The organism is Bosea sp. F3-2 (assembly GCF_008253865.1).
Classification (GTDB): Bacteria; Pseudomonadota; Alphaproteobacteria; order Rhizobiales; family Beijerinckiaceae; genus Allobosea.
Window position 1 is genome coordinate 3,496,096 of record NZ_CP042331.1, and the last position, 16,030, is coordinate 3,512,125.

At 65.0% G+C, this 16,030-nt stretch carries 11 protein-coding genes; 7 read left to right on the forward strand and 4 right to left on the reverse strand.

Annotated features, from left to right (window positions below):
• The first annotated feature begins 19 nt into the window (after window positions 1–19).
• From nhaA to FQV39_RS16155, 4 genes are all read left to right on the forward strand, one after another.
• Window positions 20–1,216 (forward strand): Na+/H+ antiporter NhaA, encoded by a 1,197-nt coding sequence (nhaA, locus tag FQV39_RS16140; RefSeq protein WP_149131210.1) that lies wholly within the window; start codon window positions 20–22, stop codon window positions 1,214–1,216.
• Window positions 1,217–1,344: 128 nt separating this feature from the next.
• A complete protein-coding gene (locus FQV39_RS16145; RefSeq protein WP_149131211.1) occupies window positions 1,345–1,794 on the forward strand; it encodes an NUDIX hydrolase in 450 nt (149 codons plus the stop codon).
• A gap of 219 nt (window positions 1,795–2,013) precedes the next feature.
• A complete protein-coding gene (locus tag FQV39_RS16150; RefSeq protein ID WP_149131212.1) occupies window positions 2,014–2,820 on the forward strand; it encodes a class I SAM-dependent methyltransferase in 807 nt (268 codons plus the stop codon).
• A 514-nt stretch (window positions 2,821–3,334) separates the two neighbouring features.
• Complete coding sequence (locus FQV39_RS16155) at window positions 3,335–3,688, forward strand: endonuclease domain-containing protein (RefSeq protein ID WP_149131213.1); 354 nt, start codon at window positions 3,335–3,337, stop codon at window positions 3,686–3,688.
• Between the two features lie 59 nt (window positions 3,689–3,747).
• On the opposite strand, the gene FQV39_RS16160 is transcribed toward FQV39_RS16155, so the two are convergent.
• On the reverse strand, window positions 3,748–4,170 hold the full coding sequence (locus tag FQV39_RS16160) for a DUF2267 domain-containing protein (RefSeq protein ID WP_149131214.1): 423 nt from the start codon (window positions 4,168–4,170) through the stop codon (window positions 3,748–3,750).
• A 93-nt stretch (window positions 4,171–4,263) separates the two neighbouring features.
• On the opposite strand from FQV39_RS16160, the gene FQV39_RS16165 reads away from it, so the two are divergent.
• Window positions 4,264–5,832, forward strand: coding sequence for an HNH endonuclease signature motif containing protein (locus tag FQV39_RS16165; protein ID WP_149131215.1), 1,569 nt, complete (start codon window positions 4,264–4,266; stop codon window positions 5,830–5,832).
• 16 nt (window positions 5,833–5,848) lie between these two features.
• Here the strand turns inward: FQV39_RS16165 and uvrB are convergent, their stop codons facing one another.
• Window positions 5,849–8,530, reverse strand: coding sequence for an excinuclease ABC subunit UvrB (uvrB, locus tag FQV39_RS16170; RefSeq protein ID WP_149131216.1), 2,682 nt, complete (start codon window positions 8,528–8,530; stop codon window positions 5,849–5,851).
• 143 nt (window positions 8,531–8,673) lie between these two features.
• Between uvrB and FQV39_RS16175 the strand changes: the two genes are divergently transcribed.
• On the forward strand, window positions 8,674–12,093 hold the full coding sequence (locus tag FQV39_RS16175; protein WP_149131217.1) for a class I SAM-dependent DNA methyltransferase: 3,420 nt from the start codon (window positions 8,674–8,676) through the stop codon (window positions 12,091–12,093).
• A gap of 154 nt (window positions 12,094–12,247) precedes the next feature.
• Here FQV39_RS16175 and FQV39_RS16180 read toward each other — a convergent pair whose 3' ends face one another.
• Entirely contained in the window at window positions 12,248–13,492 is a 1,245-nt protein-coding gene (locus FQV39_RS16180; protein ID WP_149131218.1) for a TIGR03862 family flavoprotein, read from the reverse strand.
• A 166-nt stretch (window positions 13,493–13,658) separates the two neighbouring features.
• On the opposite strand from FQV39_RS16180, the gene FQV39_RS16185 reads away from it, so the two are divergent.
• Complete coding sequence (locus tag FQV39_RS16185) at window positions 13,659–13,979, forward strand: YnfA family protein (RefSeq protein WP_149131219.1); 321 nt, start codon at window positions 13,659–13,661, stop codon at window positions 13,977–13,979.
• A 157-nt stretch (window positions 13,980–14,136) separates the two neighbouring features.
• Here the strand turns inward: FQV39_RS16185 and FQV39_RS16190 are convergent, their stop codons facing one another.
• On the reverse strand, window positions 14,137–15,864 hold the full coding sequence (locus FQV39_RS16190) for a Na/Pi cotransporter family protein (protein ID WP_149131220.1): 1,728 nt from the start codon (window positions 15,862–15,864) through the stop codon (window positions 14,137–14,139).
• Window positions 15,865–16,030 lie beyond the last annotated feature (166 nt).

Genomic DNA, 16,030 nt, shown 5'->3' on the forward strand with positions numbered 1-16,030 from the left:
ATCGACGAAGGAGAGCCTGATGGCCGGCCCCGCCCCCCGGACGAGACCCTTTTCCGCGCTGCGGGACTTCCTGCGCAGCGAGGCCGCCGGCGGCATCATCCTGATGGTGGTCGCGGCGCTGGCGCTCGTCATCGCCAATTCGCCAGCGGCGCCGCTCTATTTCGGCACGCTGAAGAGCTATGTGCTCGGCCTCTCCGTCCTGCACTGGATCAACGACGCGCTGATGGCAGTGTTCTTCCTGCTCGTCGGGCTCGAGATCAAGCGCGAGATGCTGGACGGCCAGCTCTCGAGCTGGGGACGGCGCGTGCTGCCCGGCTTCGCCGCGCTCGGCGGCATGATCGCCCCGGCGCTGATCTATGTCGCCTTCAACCTGAACTCCGGCGAGAGTCTGCGCGGCTGGGCGATCCCGACGGCGACCGACATCGCCTTCGCGCTCGGCGTGCTCTCGCTGCTCGGGCCGCGCGTGCCGGCGTCCCTGAAGGTCTTCCTGACCGCGCTCGCCATCCTCGACGACCTCGGCGCGGTGATCATCATCGCGGTGTTCTACACCGCCGAGCTGTCGGGCCTGCATCTCGGCCTCGCCGCGGCGACGCTGGTCGTCCTGGCGACGCTCAACCGTCTCGGCGTGACACGGCTCCTCCCCTATCTCGTGCTCGGCGCGGCGCTCTGGTACTTCACCCTGAAGTCCGGCGTGCATGCGACGCTGGCCGGCGTCGCGCTGGCCTTGACCATTCCGCTCACGCCATCTCCGGCCCGGCCCGACGACACCAAGTCGCCCTTGCACAAGCTCGAACACGGGCTGCACCGCTATGTCGCCTTCCTGGTCATTCCGGTCTTCGGCTTCGCCAATGCGGGCGTCTCCTTCAGCGGCCTCGGCCTCGCGACGCTCGCCGCGCCGGTGCCGCTCGGCATCATGCTCGGCCTGTTCCTCGGCAAGCAGATCGGCGTCTTCGGCTTCGGCTGGGTAGCGATCCGCGCCGGCCTCGCCGATCTGCCGGCACGCGCCTCCTGGGCGCAGTTCTACGGCATCGCCCTGCTCTGCGGCATCGGCTTCACTATGAGCCTGTTCATCGGCCTGCTCGCCTTCCCGGATTCGGAGGCGCTGCAGAGCCAGACCAAGATCGGCGTGCTCGCCGGCTCGCTGCTCTCCGGCATCGGCGGCTGGCTGCTGCTAAGGCTCTCTGCCGGCGAGGATATGCACAGAAAGCAGGGCTGACCCGTTCACTTTTTCGGCAGAACGCCTCTTCCATTTTCGCGAAGCGATGCAATATTTATTCGCTTCGGCAGCCATTCCCGATTCGGAGCCGGAGGGAATCTGCAGCCAGCGAGGAGCGTCCAGCGTCGATGAAGAAGGCCAAGCGGAAACCGGGGGAGAAGCGGTCGCAGATCGCCGCCATGCCGATCCGCCACGCCGCCGACGGCTCGACGGAGATCCTGCTCGTCACCTCGCGCACGACGCGCCGCTGGATCGTGCCCAAGGGCTGGCCGATGAAGGGGCTGAAGGACCATGACGCCGCGGCCCGCGAGGCCTTCGAGGAGGCCGGCGTCATCGGCCGCGTCAGCCGCGAGCCGGCGGGACGCTACACCTACTGGAAGCGCATGAGCGACCATTTCGTGCTCTGCAAGGTGAAGCTCTATCTGCTGAAGGTCGAGCAGCAGCTCGCCAACTTCAGCGAGCAGCATCAGCGCGACCTGCACTGGTTCAAGCTGGCCGACGCCGCCGACCTCGTCGACGAGCCCGAGCTCAGCACGGCCATCCGCCGGCTGGAACAGCTGCCCGCCCTGGCGGCGTGAAGCCGCCTCACCACACATGAGCGCAGACGCCTCCACCGCGCACACGGCATATCGCCCCGATAGCGCCACTCGCGGATAAGTTGAAGCCAACAAAAAGCGAGGACGAATTGGCGCAGATCCTGTCGAGGCACCGCCATTTGCGCGCCGCAAGACAGCTTCAACTGGCAGAATCTGCCAAAATGACGTAAAGTCAGCCTTTCCGGACCAAAGGGCCAGAGAATGCCCGACCAGACACGCCATGACACATGGCAGGCCGGCGAGAACTATGATCGCTATATGGGGCGCTGGAGCCGCGAACTCGCGCCGCTTTTCGTCGACTGGCTGAACCCCCTGCCCGGCTTCGAATGGCTCGATGTCGGCTGCGGCACCGGCGCGCTGACCGAGGCGCTGCTGGGCGGCGCCGTGCCGGTCAGCATCGTCGCGATCGACCCCTCGGAGGGTCTCCTGGCCCTCGCCCAGCAGCGCATCACCAACTGGCGCGTCAGCTTTCGGCAGGGCAGCGCCGAGGCGCTGCCGGTCGAGACCGCGAGCTGCGACGCCGTCGGCTCCGCGCTGATGCTCAACTTCGTGCCGGACCGGGAGCGGGCGCTGGCGGAGATGCGCCGCGCCGTGCGGCCGGGCGGGCTGATCAGCTTCTATGTCTGGGACTATCCGGGCGGCGGCCTGCAGTTCCAGCACGCCTTCTGGACTGCGGCGACAGCCCTCGACCCGCAAGCGACGGAGCTGGCCCAGGACCGGCGCTTTTCCTTCTGCACGGACGCGGGGCTGACGGAGCTCGCTGCCGCCGCCGGGCTGATCGACATCGCCTGCGAGCCGCTCACCGTACCGACGCTGTTCCGCAACTTCGATGATTTCTGGCAGCCCTTCACGCTCGGCACCGGCCCGGCGCCGGGCTATTGCCTCAGCCTGCCGCTGGCGGCGCGCGAGCAGTTGCGGCAACGACTGCGCGAAAGCCTGCCATTCGCATCCGACGGCACGATCCCGCTGGAGGCGCGCGCCTGGGCGGTGCAGGGCATCTCGCCCTGAGGCGCACGCGCGTCTTCCCCCGCCCGCGCTTCCGCGCGGGCGTTCGTCATGAGGGGCAGCGGAGCGCCGCGAGGCGCGGGGGTATCGGGCCGCTTTCCTTGAGCCAGGATGCGGCGCGGAAGGATTGAGCCACCTTCCGCACGCCCCGTGGCGCTCCGCTCATCGGCGATTTCGGACTCCGGGCCGCGCTTATTGGGTCGAGGATGCCAGGCACCGGCCGACCGTTCCAGCGAGCTCCTCGCGCAGGGGCCGTAGTACCCCCAGGGCGGTGCCCCGAAGCCTCCCGGGAGTGGGTCGTAACGCCACCCGCAGGCGCCGAACCTCCTCCCGCCACTGGCATACCTCCGGATGGCCGCCCCTCGGGGATGAGGTGGGCCGAGCATAGGGGCGAAGCGAGAGGGCGGGGATAAGTTTTATGGGAACGCGCGGGGAACCCCTCTCCCGGATGGGAGAGGGGCAGGGGTGAGGGACCGCCATTGATTGCAAAGGCAATTCCTTTCAACATCCGCGCCTGATGACGAGCGAGCGCCGGCAATTCGCAAGAGATCTGCGGCGGTATTCGACCGAGGCTGAGAGCGTGTTGTGGTCACTGCTGCGGGATAGGCGGCTCGACGGGCTGAAGTTCAGACGACAGGTTCCGCTGCTCGGCTATACCGTCGATTTCGTCTGCATCGAGCGTCGTCTGATTGTCGAGGTCGATGGCCGGCAGCATGCCTGGGAAACGGAATACGATGCCGTACGAACCGCAGAGATCGAGCGGCATGGGTTCACGGTGATTCGTTTCCGGAATGACGAAATCATCGATAATCGGGACGCTGTCACAGCTGTCATCAGGCAGGCGGTTGCTGGTCCGGCTCAGCCCTCTTAACGAGCGGCGGTCCCTCACCCCTGCCCCTCTCCCATCCGGGAGAGGGGTTCCCCGTGCGCTTACTCCGCCGCCCAGAACGCCCGCGCGCCCGTTGGCAGCTTGTCCAGCGCGTGCGCGAAGGCAGCCGCGTCGACATGGCGGCGCAGCGCCCGGGCGACGTCGGCGATGCCGCTTGCGGGCAGGAGCGTGTGGTCGTGGCGATAGCCGATCGCCTTCCGCGTCAGCGCCGTGTGCTCGGCGAAAGGTTTCGGCGGCTGCGCCGTGTCCCAGTTCTGCAGAAACATCGCCGCGAGTAGCGGCGGCAGGGCGTTCGCGAAAGTCACGCCCTCTGCGGGCGTCAGCCGCGCCCGGAAGGTGACGAGCACGGCCAGCACCGCCGCATAGGTCTGGTGCGTGGTCCCGAGCCCGAGCTCATCGCGCGCATCGAGCAGGAAGCGCTCGAAATCGCGCGAGGCATAGACGAAGGTGGAGGGGACGGTCATGGCGAAGGCGCTCTAGGATGTCGGCGGTGTGTCAGCTGACTCTTTACATCGAAACTGCGGCATGCTCGTTTTTCTGGGGGAGGCGCTCACCGAATGCCTGATACAGTTATTCTAGACGCGATGATTGCTCGCGATGATTTTGCAGTTAAAGGCCCACCTATGTCTTCTGCAGAACCTATCAAAGCTCTCTCTATGGAGAGTCTTGGAAGCAACGGAATGCTAGTTCCATTGCTAAGGAAGCCGGATTTTCAACGAGAAACGAACCATTGGACGACAAAGCAGGTCGTTAGCTTCTTGGAAAGCTTCTTAGATAACGAATTAGTTCCATCTATAATTCTTTGGCAATCGGAGTCGTACGTTTTTGTAATTGATGGCGGACACCGAATTAGCGCCCTCAAAGCCTGGATTAACGACGACTACGGCGACGGCCCGATTTCGCTAAAATACTTCTCCAATAACATATCGATCTCTCAAAAAAAGACGGCAGAGAAGACGAGAAAAGAAGTAGAAAGAACCATCGGGAAGTACACTTTAGTTAAAGATGCCCTCGTTAATCAGAGTTCTCACACGCCAGAGCGAGTCGCACGCGCGCGCAATATGGCGACGCGCTCATTATCACTGCAATGGGTTAACGGGGACGCCGACAAAGCCGAGAGTTCGTTCTTCAAGATCAATACGCAGGGAACGCCCCTGGACGCCTCAGAAGAACTTCTCCTAAGGAACCGCACTAGGTCCATTGCAGTTGCCGCTCGGTCTGTCGTCAGAGCCGCGACAGGTCACAAATACTGGTCAAAATTCCCGGACGAGACTAGAGAAAAGATCGAAACCCAAGCGAAGATACTGCATCAAAATTTCTTCGCTCCTGAAATAAATGTTCCGATTAAGACACTTGATCTGCCAATTGGCGGCACAAAATCTCCACTCAACGCCCTTGAACTGCTAATGAATATAATTTCAATCACAAGCGCGAAACAAGGATCGACTCGCCAAGCTATCGATGAATTTGATGAAGATTCCGACGGAAGCAAAACTATTAGTGTCTTGAAAAATACGATTTCAGTAATGAGTCGAATTTCTGGAAACGATTCTGGCAGCCTTGGCCTCCATCCTGCCGTATATTTTTATTCCGAAAGAGGACGTCATATTCCAGACCTTCTCTTGGGAATGATTCTGTGCTTCAAGAAGCATATATCTAATAATAACGATCAATTTTTCCGAGATTTTTCTAATCATAGAGCAGATGTCGAGAAATTTATAATCAACAATAAATCGCTAATTACCCAATCTCTTCAAATAGCTAGAAGCAAAAATAGATTTGAAAGAGCCTCAGACATGATTGATTACATGGTAAAAAATCTAAAGTTAGGAGGAAAATTCAAAATCGAAGATCTTATATCCGTCATAATACCGAATTCAGAAGGAAAAATACTCGCATTAAAAGAAAAAGCAACATCATCTAATTTTTCTGACGACACAAAATCGTCGATTTATATCAAAGAATCTCTAAAGAAGGCAGTCAAATGCCCCATATGCAAAGGTCTCCTAGATCCAACTAGATCAATTTCTTACGACCACATTCAACGCGTCCGCGATGGAGGAAAAGGTTCGGCGGATAACGGGCAGTTAACTCATCCCTACTGCAATTCGGGAATTCGGTGTTAACACCCGCTCGGGCGACTTACCGCCTCCGCCGTCTCTCCCCCGCCCCCTTCGGCCGCGTTTCCGGCACCGGGCCCATCTCGTCGAGGGTGGGCTTGCGGGCGCGTGAGGCCAGCGGGTCGCTCTTCGGCTTGCCCTCGCCGCCGCCCCAATTATGCGGGCCCATATCCGCGTCGGTCGGCTTGCGCGCGCGGGTCGGCGGCAGGTTGGCGCTCGATCCGTAGCTGCGCTCGCCCTTGTAGCGGCCGGCGCTGGCCTCGACATCGCTCTGGCGGGCGAGCGGGTCGTCGCTGATCGCCAGCTCCGTCGCCTGCAGGCGCTTGATCTCGTCGCGCAACCGGGCGGCGGTCTCGAATTCGAGGTCGGCGGCGGCCTCGCGCATGCGCTTCTCGAGATCGGCGATCGCGGCCTTGAGGTTGTGGCCCGAGGCCGGCGCCACCAGCCCCTTGTCGACCGTGACATGGTCGCGCTCATAGACCGAGCCGAGGATGTCGCCGATGGCGCGCTTGATCGTCTGCGGCGTGATGCCGTTGGCCTCGTTATAGGCGACCTGCTTCTCGCGGCGGCGATTGGTCTCGGCCATCGCCCGCTCCATCGAGCCGGTGACGTGGTCGGCATAGAGGATGACCTTGCCGTCGACATTGCGCGCGGCGCGGCCGATGGTCTGGATCAGCGAGGTCTCGGAGCGCAGGAAGCCCTCCTTGTCGGCGTCGAGGATGGCGACGAAGCCGCATTCGGGGATGTCGAGGCCCTCGCGCAGCAGGTTGATGCCGACCAGGACATCAAACGCTCCTAGACGGAGATCGCGAAGAATCTCGATGCGCTCGATCGTGTCGATGTCGGAGTGCATGTAGCGCACGCGCACGCCGTTCTCGTGCAGATACTCGGTCAGATCCTCGGCCATGCGCTTGGTCAGCACGGTGACGAGGGTGCGGTAGCCCTTCTCGGTGACCTCCTTGACCTCGTCGAGCAGGTCCGCGACCTGATGCTTGGCGGGGCGGACCTCGACCGGCGGGTCGATCAGCCCGGTCGGGCGGATGACCTGCTCGGTGAAGACGCCACCGGTCTGCTCCATCTCCCAGCCGCCGGGCGTGGCCGAAACATGCACCGACTGCGGCCGCATCGCGTCCCATTCCTCGAAGCGCAGCGGCCGGTTGTCCATGCAGGAGGGCAGGCGGAAGCCGTATTCGGCCAAGGTCGCCTTGCGGCGGAAGTCGCCGCGATACATGCCGCCGATCTGCGGCACGGTGACGTGGCTCTCATCGGTGAAGACCAGCGCGTTGTCGGGCAGGTATTCGAACAGGGTCGGCGGCGGCTCGCCCGGCTTGCGGCCGGTGAGATAGCGCGAATAGTTCTCGATGCCGTTGCAGGAGCCGGTGGCCTCGATCATCTCGATGTCGAAGGTGCAGCGCTGGTCGAGCCGCTGCGCCTCCAAATAGCGGCCCATACGGTTGAGCTCGTCGAGGCGGGCCTTGAGCTCCTCCTTGATCGACTTCACCGCCTGGGTCAGCGTCGGGCGCGGCGTGGTGTAGTGCGAATTGCCGTAGACCTTGATGAATTCGAGCTCGCCGGTCTTCTGGCCGGTGAGCGGATCGAACTCGGAGATCGACTCGACCTCGTCGCCGAACAGGCCGATGCGCCAGGCGCGGTCCTCATAGTGCGCCGGGAACAGCTCGATCACGTCGCCGCGCACCCGGAAGGTGCCGCGGGCGAAATCGCCGAGCGTGCGCTTGTATTGCAGGGCGACGAGATCGGCGATGAGCTGGCGCTGCTCGATGCGCTCGCCGAGCTTCACCGAGAAGGTCATCGCCGTATAGGTCTCGACCGAGCCGATACCGTAGATGCAGGAGACGGAGGCGACGATGATCACGTCGTCGCGTTCGAGCAAAGAGCGCGTCGCGGCGTGGCGCATGCGGTCGATCTGCTCGTTGATCGAGGATTCCTTCTCGATATAGGTGTCCGAGCGCGGGACATAGGCCTCGGGCTGGTAATAGTCGTAATAGGAGACGAAGTACTCGACCGCGTTGTCGGGGAAGAAGCTTTTGAATTCCCCGTACAACTGGGCGGCCAGCGTCTTGTTCGGCGCCAACACCAGCGCCGGGCGCTGCGTCTCCTCGATCACCTTGGCCATGGTGAAGGTCTTGCCCGAGCCGGTGACGCCGAGCAGCACCTGGTCGCGCTCCTGCCGGCGGATGCCGTCGACGAGATCGGAGATCGCGGTCGGCTGGTCGCCCGACGGCGAGAAATCCGACTTCATCGTGAAAGCGATGCCGCCTTCCGACTTCTCCGGACGCGGCGGACGGTGCGGCGTCCAGGGTTTACCCGGATCGATGAAGGGGCTGCCGGTTTCAAGCAGCGACTGCAGCGACGTCGCGGTCGCGGCCGCCGCCCCTTCGGCGCCGGCGAAAGCTGAATCCGCCTTCTTCGAGAGCTTCTTCTTCGGCCTGATATCGCCATCGCCGGGGCGCGCCTCGGCCTCGTAGCCGGCCTGCGGCGTATCCTTGAAGCCCGAGGCGCCGCCGGGCACGGCCGTGCCGCGATTGATCGCCGGGTTCAGCAGATCGGCGAGATAGCCTTCGAGCGGCTTCAGCTCGGGCTTCGACGCCTTGGAGTTCGGCGTGCGGGCCGATGACGGCTTCTTTGTCGCAGCGGACTTGGCGGCTTTCGGCTTGGCGGTCGTGCTGTCAGGGCTTTTCGGCATGGCGGCAATATGGTCCCGAACGCCTGATGATGCGAGGGGGTGCGGCGGCGAAACGGCCAGATTGGTGACAGGAGTTGACAGGGGAAGTAGTTGCAATCTTAGGTTGCATATTCTGATCTGAAGCAACCTGGGGAGACGGGACCATGTCGGGGGGCGGGTCCGGGCCGGATACGGCGGATGTCGAGGCCTTCATCGCGCGCTGGCGGGTGTCGGAAGGGGCTGAGCGCGCCGCCTATGCGCAGTTCCTGAGCGAGCTCTGCCGGCTGATCGGCGTCGAGCCGCCGCAGCCACCGACCAGCGATTCCGACGCGGTGACCTACCGCTTCGAATATCCGGTGCGCTTTCCCGATGGGCAGGGCGGGCACAGCACGGGGCGCATCGACCTTTACAGGAAGGGCGCCTTCGTCCTCGAAGCCAAGCAGAGCCGGCTGAAGGGGCAGGCGAAGGAAATCCTCCCGGCGCAGGGCGCCCTGCCCTTCGCCGAACCGGCCGGGCCGCGCGGCCGGCGCGGGGCCGATCGCGCCTGGGACGTGCTGATGCTCAACGCCAGGCGCCAGGCGGAGGACTATGCCAAGGCCCTGCCGGCCTCGCATGGCTGGCCACCCTTCCTGATTGTCTGCGACGTCGGCCACTGTTTCGAGTTCTACGCCGACTTCACCGGGCAGGGTAAGAACTACGTCCAGTTCCCGGACCGGCAGAGCTACCGCGTCTATCTCGACGATCTGCGCGAGGAGGCCGTGCGCCGGCGCCTCGCCGCAATCTGGACCGAGCCGCTCGCGCTCGACCCGACCCGCCATGCGGCGCGCGTCACCCGCGCAATCGCTGAGCGACTGGCCGCCGTCTCCAAGGCGCTGGAGCGCGACCATGATCCGGAGGAGGTCGCGCTTTTCCTGATGCGCTGCCTGTTCACAATGTTCGCCGAGGATGTCGGGCTGATCCGCAAGGATGCCTTCAAGACGCTGCTGCGCGAATGCCGCGACGATCCCGAATCCTTCCTGCCGCTCGTATCGGAGCTCTGGCAGGCGATGGACAAGGGGCAATACTCGACCTCCGTGCGCGAGCGGATGAAGCGCTTCAACGGCAAGCTCTACGAGGACGCGAAGGTCTACCCGCTCGGGCGCGAGGAGATCGGCGAATTGCTGGCCGCCGCCGAGCACGACTGGAAGGAGGTCGAGCCCGCGATCTTCGGCACGCTGCTCGAACAGGCGCTCGATCCGCAGGAACGTGCGCGGCTCGGCGCGCATTACACGCCGCGCGCCTATGTCGAGCGGCTGGTCGTCGAGACCGTGATCGAGCCACTGCGCGAAGACTGGCGCGCCGTGCTCGGCGCCGCGCAACAGGCACGCGACGGCGGCGACACGAAGAAGGCGCTGGCGCTGGTCGAGGTCTTCCACGAAACCTTGTGCCAGACGCGTGTCCTCGACCCGGCCTGCGGAACGGGGAATTTCCTCCATGTCGCACAGGAGCTGATGAAGAAACTCGAGGGCGAGGTTCTGGACGCAGCGAGCGAGCTCGGCAGTGCCGAGACGCTCGGCGGCTTCGCACGACACGCGGTCGGTCCGCAGCAGTTCCTCGGCCTGGAAACGAACCGCCGAGCCGTCGCCATCGCCGACCTCGTGCTCTGGATCGGCCATCTGCAATGGCATTTCCGCACCCGCGGCTTCGCGCCGAAGGAGCCGATCCTCAAAAAGCTCGACCACATCTACAAGCGCGATGCGGTGCTGAGCTGGGATGGCTGGCCGATCCCGAAGGTGGTCAATGGCCATGAAATCCTGCCGAATCCGCGCCGGCCGGAATGGCCGGAGGCCGAATTCATCGCCGGCAACCCGCCCTTCATCGGCGGCAAGGACCTGCGCAGCCGACTTGGCGACGCCTATGCAGAAGCGCTGTGGGCGGCGCACCCGCAGATGAACGAGAGCGCCGATCTGGTGATGTACTGGTGGGATCGGGCCGCCGAGATCCTGACGCGGCCAGGCACGAGGCTGCGGCGCTTCGGCTTCGTCACCACCAACTCCATCACGCAGCTTTTTCAGCGCCGCACGATCGAACGGCATCTGGCGGCGCGACGGCCGCTCTCGCTGGTCATGGCGATCCCCGACCATCCCTGGACGAGAGCCGGCAAGGACAGCGCCGCTGTGCGCATCGCGATGACGGTGGCGCAAGCCGGGCGACACGACGGAAGGCTCTGCGAAATGACGTCCGAAGCCGCGCTCGACACCGATCAGCCGCAGATCGAATTGAGCCTACGCGAGGGGCGGATCAGCTCAGACCTTTCGATTGGCGCAGACGTAACCCAGGCGGTCGCGCTGAGATCTAATGAAGGCTTGTGCTCGCGCGGCGTGCCGCTGCACGGAGCAGGCTTTATTCTCAAGCCGAGCGAAGCCGAAGCTCTCGGCTTGTCTCGCCGGGCAGGGCTAGTCGAACACATCCGCCACTATCGCAACGGCCGTGACCTCACATCACGCCCACGCGGCGTTCTGGTCATCGATCTCGATGGGCTCGGCAGCGAGGACGTAAGGACACGCTTCCCGGAAGTTTATCAGCACCTTCTGCTGCGTGTGAAACCTGAGCGGGACAAGAACAACGAGGCTTATCGGCGGGAAAACTGGTGGCTGTTCGGTCGCAGAAATACCGACATGCGCGGTTTCACAGCTGGACTGCAGCGCTACGTCGCCACGGCCGAGACCGCCAAGCATCGCGTCTTCCAGTTTCTTGACGCTTCGATCCTGCCGGACAACATGCTCGTCGCGGTAGGCCTCTCCGACACGTTCCATCTTGGCGTGCTCTCGTCTCGAATCCACGTTGTTTGGGCCCTGCGCGCCGGCGGCTGGCTCGGCGTCGGCAACGATCCGCGCTACTCGAAATCCCGCTGCTTCGATCCCTTCCCGTTTCCCGATGCGAACGAGCTTCAGAAAGAGGCCATCCGGAAGCCCGCCGAGGCGCTGGATGCCCTGCGCAAGCAGGTGCTGGCCGATCATCCCGACCTCACCCTGACCAAACTCTACAATGTGCGCGAGGCGATCCGTGCCGGCGGCGCCCTGACGGCGGCCGAAGCCGGTATCCGCGACCGCGGGCTGGTGCTGATCCTCGACGAACACCACGGCGCCATCGATGCCGCGGTCGCCGCCGCCTATGGCTGGCCGGCCGATCTGGCCGGGGAGGAGGTTCTGGCGCGGCTCGTCGCCCTGAACCGGCAGCGCCTGCGGGAGGAGGCGCGCGGCACGGTGCGCTGGCTCCGGCCTGACTATCAGCGCCCGCGCTTCGGCGATGCCGGCCGAGGCGGTGAGCAGATCGAGGCGGAAGGGCTGGTCGCGGCGCTGCCGGCCGGCGCGGGCCGGCCACTCTTCCCCACCGATCCGGTGGAGCGCGTCGCCTGTGTGCTCTCGGCCCTGGCCTATGCTCCGGCAGCGCTCGACGCCGCCGGAATCGCCGCGCACTTCCGGCAGGGCCGCAAGGTTGAGCGCGCGATCCGCGACATCCTGATCTCGCTCGCCCGCGTCGGCGAAATCTCGACCGTCGATGGCGGGCGCAGCTTTGCGCGCCGTTTGAGCGCGAGCGGGTGAAACGGGCTTGAAGAAATCTGGTCGTCCCGGGCGCAGCGAAGCGGAGACCCAGTATCCATGCCAGAGCGTTCCGATCGAGGTTCGGACATGGATCCCGGATCGGCGCCGCTAAGGCGGCTTGTCCGAGATGACAGGCGTTCGGCGAGCACTAAGCTCACCGCTCCACCAACCACTCCACGATCCCACGTGCCGCGGCCACGCCCGTCGCGAAGCTCGCCTGCAGCAGATAGCCGCCGGTCGGCGCCTCCCAGTCGAGCATCTCGCCGGCGGCGAAGACGCCCGGCAGGCGCTTCAGCATGAAGCCGGCATCCAGCTCGTCGCGGACGATGCCGCCGGCCGTCGAGATGGCGCGCGCGATCGGCATCGGCGCGGCGAGGCGCAGCGGAACGGCCTTGATCAGCGCCGCCAGCCTATGCGGCTCCGTCGGCAGCGCGGTCCCCGCCGCCTCGCGCAGCAGCGCGACCGCGACCGGCGCGAGACCTGCGGCCTTGCGCAGGTGGTTGCTCAGCGTCTCGCCCTTGCGGCGCCGGGCCAGGCGTGCGGCGAGACCGCCCGCCGCGAGATCGGGCCGCAGATCGATCGCGATCTCCGCCGCGCCGTCACTCAAGATCGCCTCGCGGATCGGCGCCGAGAGCGCGTAGATCGCGCCGCCCTCGATGCCATCCGCATCGATCATCGCCTCGCCGGCCGCTTCCTCGCGGCCGAAGCGGATGACGATGCGCTTGAGTGGCTGGCCGGCGAAGCGCTCCTGCATCAGCGGCGACCAGGCGACGGTGAAACCAACATTTGCCGCCCGGAGCGGGGAGACCGCAACGCCGCGCCCTTCCAGCAGCGGCAGCCAGCCGCCATCGGAGCCCAGACGCGGCCAGCTCGCGCCGCCCAGCGCCAGCAGCATCGCATCGGGGCGGACAAGTTCCGTTTCACCGCTCGCGAGGCGGAAGCTCACCGCGCCATCTGCGTCCCAGCCGGCCCAGAGCCGACCCGGCGCGAGCCGGACGCCGAGCGCATCGAGCCGCCCGAGCCAGGCGCGCAGCAGCGGCGAGGCCTTCATCGCCCGCGGGAAGACACGGCCGCTGGAACCGACGAAGGTCTCGGCGCCGAGCCCGTCGGCCCAGTCGCGCAGGGCCCGCGGCGGGAAGGCCCGCAGCGCCGGCCCCAACCATTCCTGCGCCTCGCGATAGTGGCCGAGGAAGGCTTCGAACGGCTCGGAATGGGTGAGGTTCAGGCCGCCGCGCCCGGCGAGCAGGAACTTGCGGGCGGGCGAGGCCAAGCGCTCATAAATCGTGACGCGATGCCCGGCCTCGGCCAGCCGCTCGGCGGCGATCAGCCCGGCAGGGCCTGCGCCGATGATGGCGATGTCACAGGCAGGCACGGAAATCTCCGAATTGGATGCCGTCATTCCGGACAAGCCGCGCGAGCGGCGCCGATCCGGAATCCATCTTGAGCGCAACGCCTTACGATGGATTCCGGGCCTCCGCTACGCTGCGCCCGGAATGACGATGTGTTTCATTCGCTCCCTTGCATTACCCTGCTCGCCTTCGCGCCGAAACCCGCCAGGACATCCCATGCCCACCATCACCGCCTATATCGGCGCCGCGCTCTTCGAGATCGCCGGCTGCTTCGCCTTCTGGGGCTGGCTCCGGCTCGGCAAGCCGGTCTGGTGGCTGCTGCCGGGGCTGGTGTCGCTCGGACTCTTCGCCTGGCTTTTGACGCTGGTCGAGAGCGCAGCGGCGGGGCGCGCCTTCGCTGCCTATGGCGGGGTCTATATCGCCGCCTCGCTCGGCTGGCTCTGGGCGGCCGAGGGGGTGAGACCGGATCGCTGGGACCTGACCGGCGGCGCCGTCTGCCTCGCCGGCGCTGCGATCATCCTGGCGGCGCCACGCTGACACAGGCTGGCTCGGCTCGCAAAGCTCCACATCGTTCCACAACCGTCATGCTTGCCCTTGTGGCGAGCATCCACGTCTTGAACTCCGCATTTTGTGAAGGAAGACGTGGATGGTCGGGACAAGCCCGACCATGACGGGAACGGGCGTTCAGAAAGTCCTACCCGCCCGAATGCGGAGCGGGGATGAGCACGGCCGGCGTCTCGCGATTGCGCGCCGCTTCCTTGGTCTCGCGCAGCCGGCTCTCGCGCAATTCGTTGGCGCCCTCGAGGATCGGGTAGGCGATCGAGACGATATGGCCGTGGATGCGCTTCAGGTCCCGGATGATGTCGAGATGGATTGCGCTGGTCTCGATCGATTCCGGCCGGCCCGAACGCAGGCGCTGGAAATGGCTGTCGGCGGCGTGCCGCTCGGCCTCGCGCATCGCCGCCTTGTCGGCGAAGAGCTGGCGGGCGAGCACGATGTCGCGGGTGGCGAAGACGTTGAGCGCCAGCGCCAGCGCCGAGGCGACGCGCTGGTGGAAATCGCGGATCTCGGCCAACCCCTCGGGCGAGAAGGTAAAGCGCTTGCGGATCTTCTTCTCGGCGAGCTCGCGGAGGTTCTTGTCGATGATGTCGCCGATATGCTCGAGATTCGTGATCAGGGTGATGATCTCGAACAGGCGCCGGCTCTCCTCCTCGGTCAGCTCGTTGCGCGAGACCTTGACCAGATAGAGCTTGATCGACTCGTGGATGGTGTCGACGCCGTCATCAGCCTGGGCGATGACGCGCGAGAGCTTGAGCTCGTCCTTCTCCAGCAGGGTCATGGTGTCGCGCAGCATGATCTCGACGCGGTCGCCGAGCCTGAGCGCCTCGCGCATCGCGCCGGCGAGCGCCTCCGTCGGGCTATCGAGGGCGTTGGGGTCGAGATAGCGCGGCGCGACGGCTTCGGCCGTCTCCTCCTTGCCGGGCATGAAGCGCTCGACCAGGGCGGCGATCGGCCCGACGAAGGGCAGGAAGATCAGCGCACCGACCAGATTCAGGCCGACATGGAACTCGATGGCGAAGCGCGAGCCGGCCATCGGCAGGCTGGTCAGCCAGGCTGAAAGCGGGCCGACGAAGGGAATGACGGCGAGCGCCAGCAGGAGGCGCGTCAGCAGGTTGCCGACGGCGGCGCGGCGCTGGGCGGCGGGTGCGCCGAGCTGGTCGAGGACCGGGATCAGCGCATTGCCGAGATTGGCGCCGATCACCAGCGTCAGCGCGGTCGCCGGCGGGAACAGCCCGGAAGCGGCGAAGGTCGCGACCAGCAGGATGACGGCAATGCTGGAATGCACCATCCAGGTCGCGGCGACGGCGACAAGCACGGCGAGCAGCGGCTCGCTGCCGATGGCGCCGAGGATGACCCGGAAGGTCGGAGACTGGGCGAGCGGCGCGGCTGCGGTGTTCAATTCGATCAGCGAAAGCAGGATCAGGCCGATGCCGACCAGGACGCGGCCGATATTGCGCGGGCGCTCCATCGCCTCGCTCGACAGATACATCGCGACGCCGATAGCGAGGCACAGCCCCCAGAGCCAGCCGAGATCCATCGAGATGACGAAGGCGGCAAGCGCCGTGCCGAGATTGGCGCCGAGCAGCACCGCCAGCGCCATGGCCGAGCCGATCAGCGCCTGCCCGGCGAAGGACGAGACCAGAAGCGTCGTCGCCGTCGAGCTTTGCAGCACCATGGTCACGGCGACGCCGCTGCCGAAAGCGGCAAAGCGATTGCGGGTGAAACTCTGCAGGGCATGCCTGAGCTGCGAGCCGAAGGCGCGCATCGCGCCCGTTCGCACCAATCTGACCGCCCAGATCAGCAGCGCGACGCCGCCGGCCAGATGGATCAGGATAGTGGTTGCGCTCTCGCCCGTGGCCATTTTCGTGCGGTCTTTCCCCGATTCAGGTGCAAATCATCGGCCGAATCTATCAATTTTTGATTAGCCAACTCAACAGATATAAGCAGTGAAAGTGCTGAGAATGGGGCGAAACCGTCATGGCCCGTTCAGCGCCGGCCAGCGGCCGACCCGCGCTTGCTATCGCGAC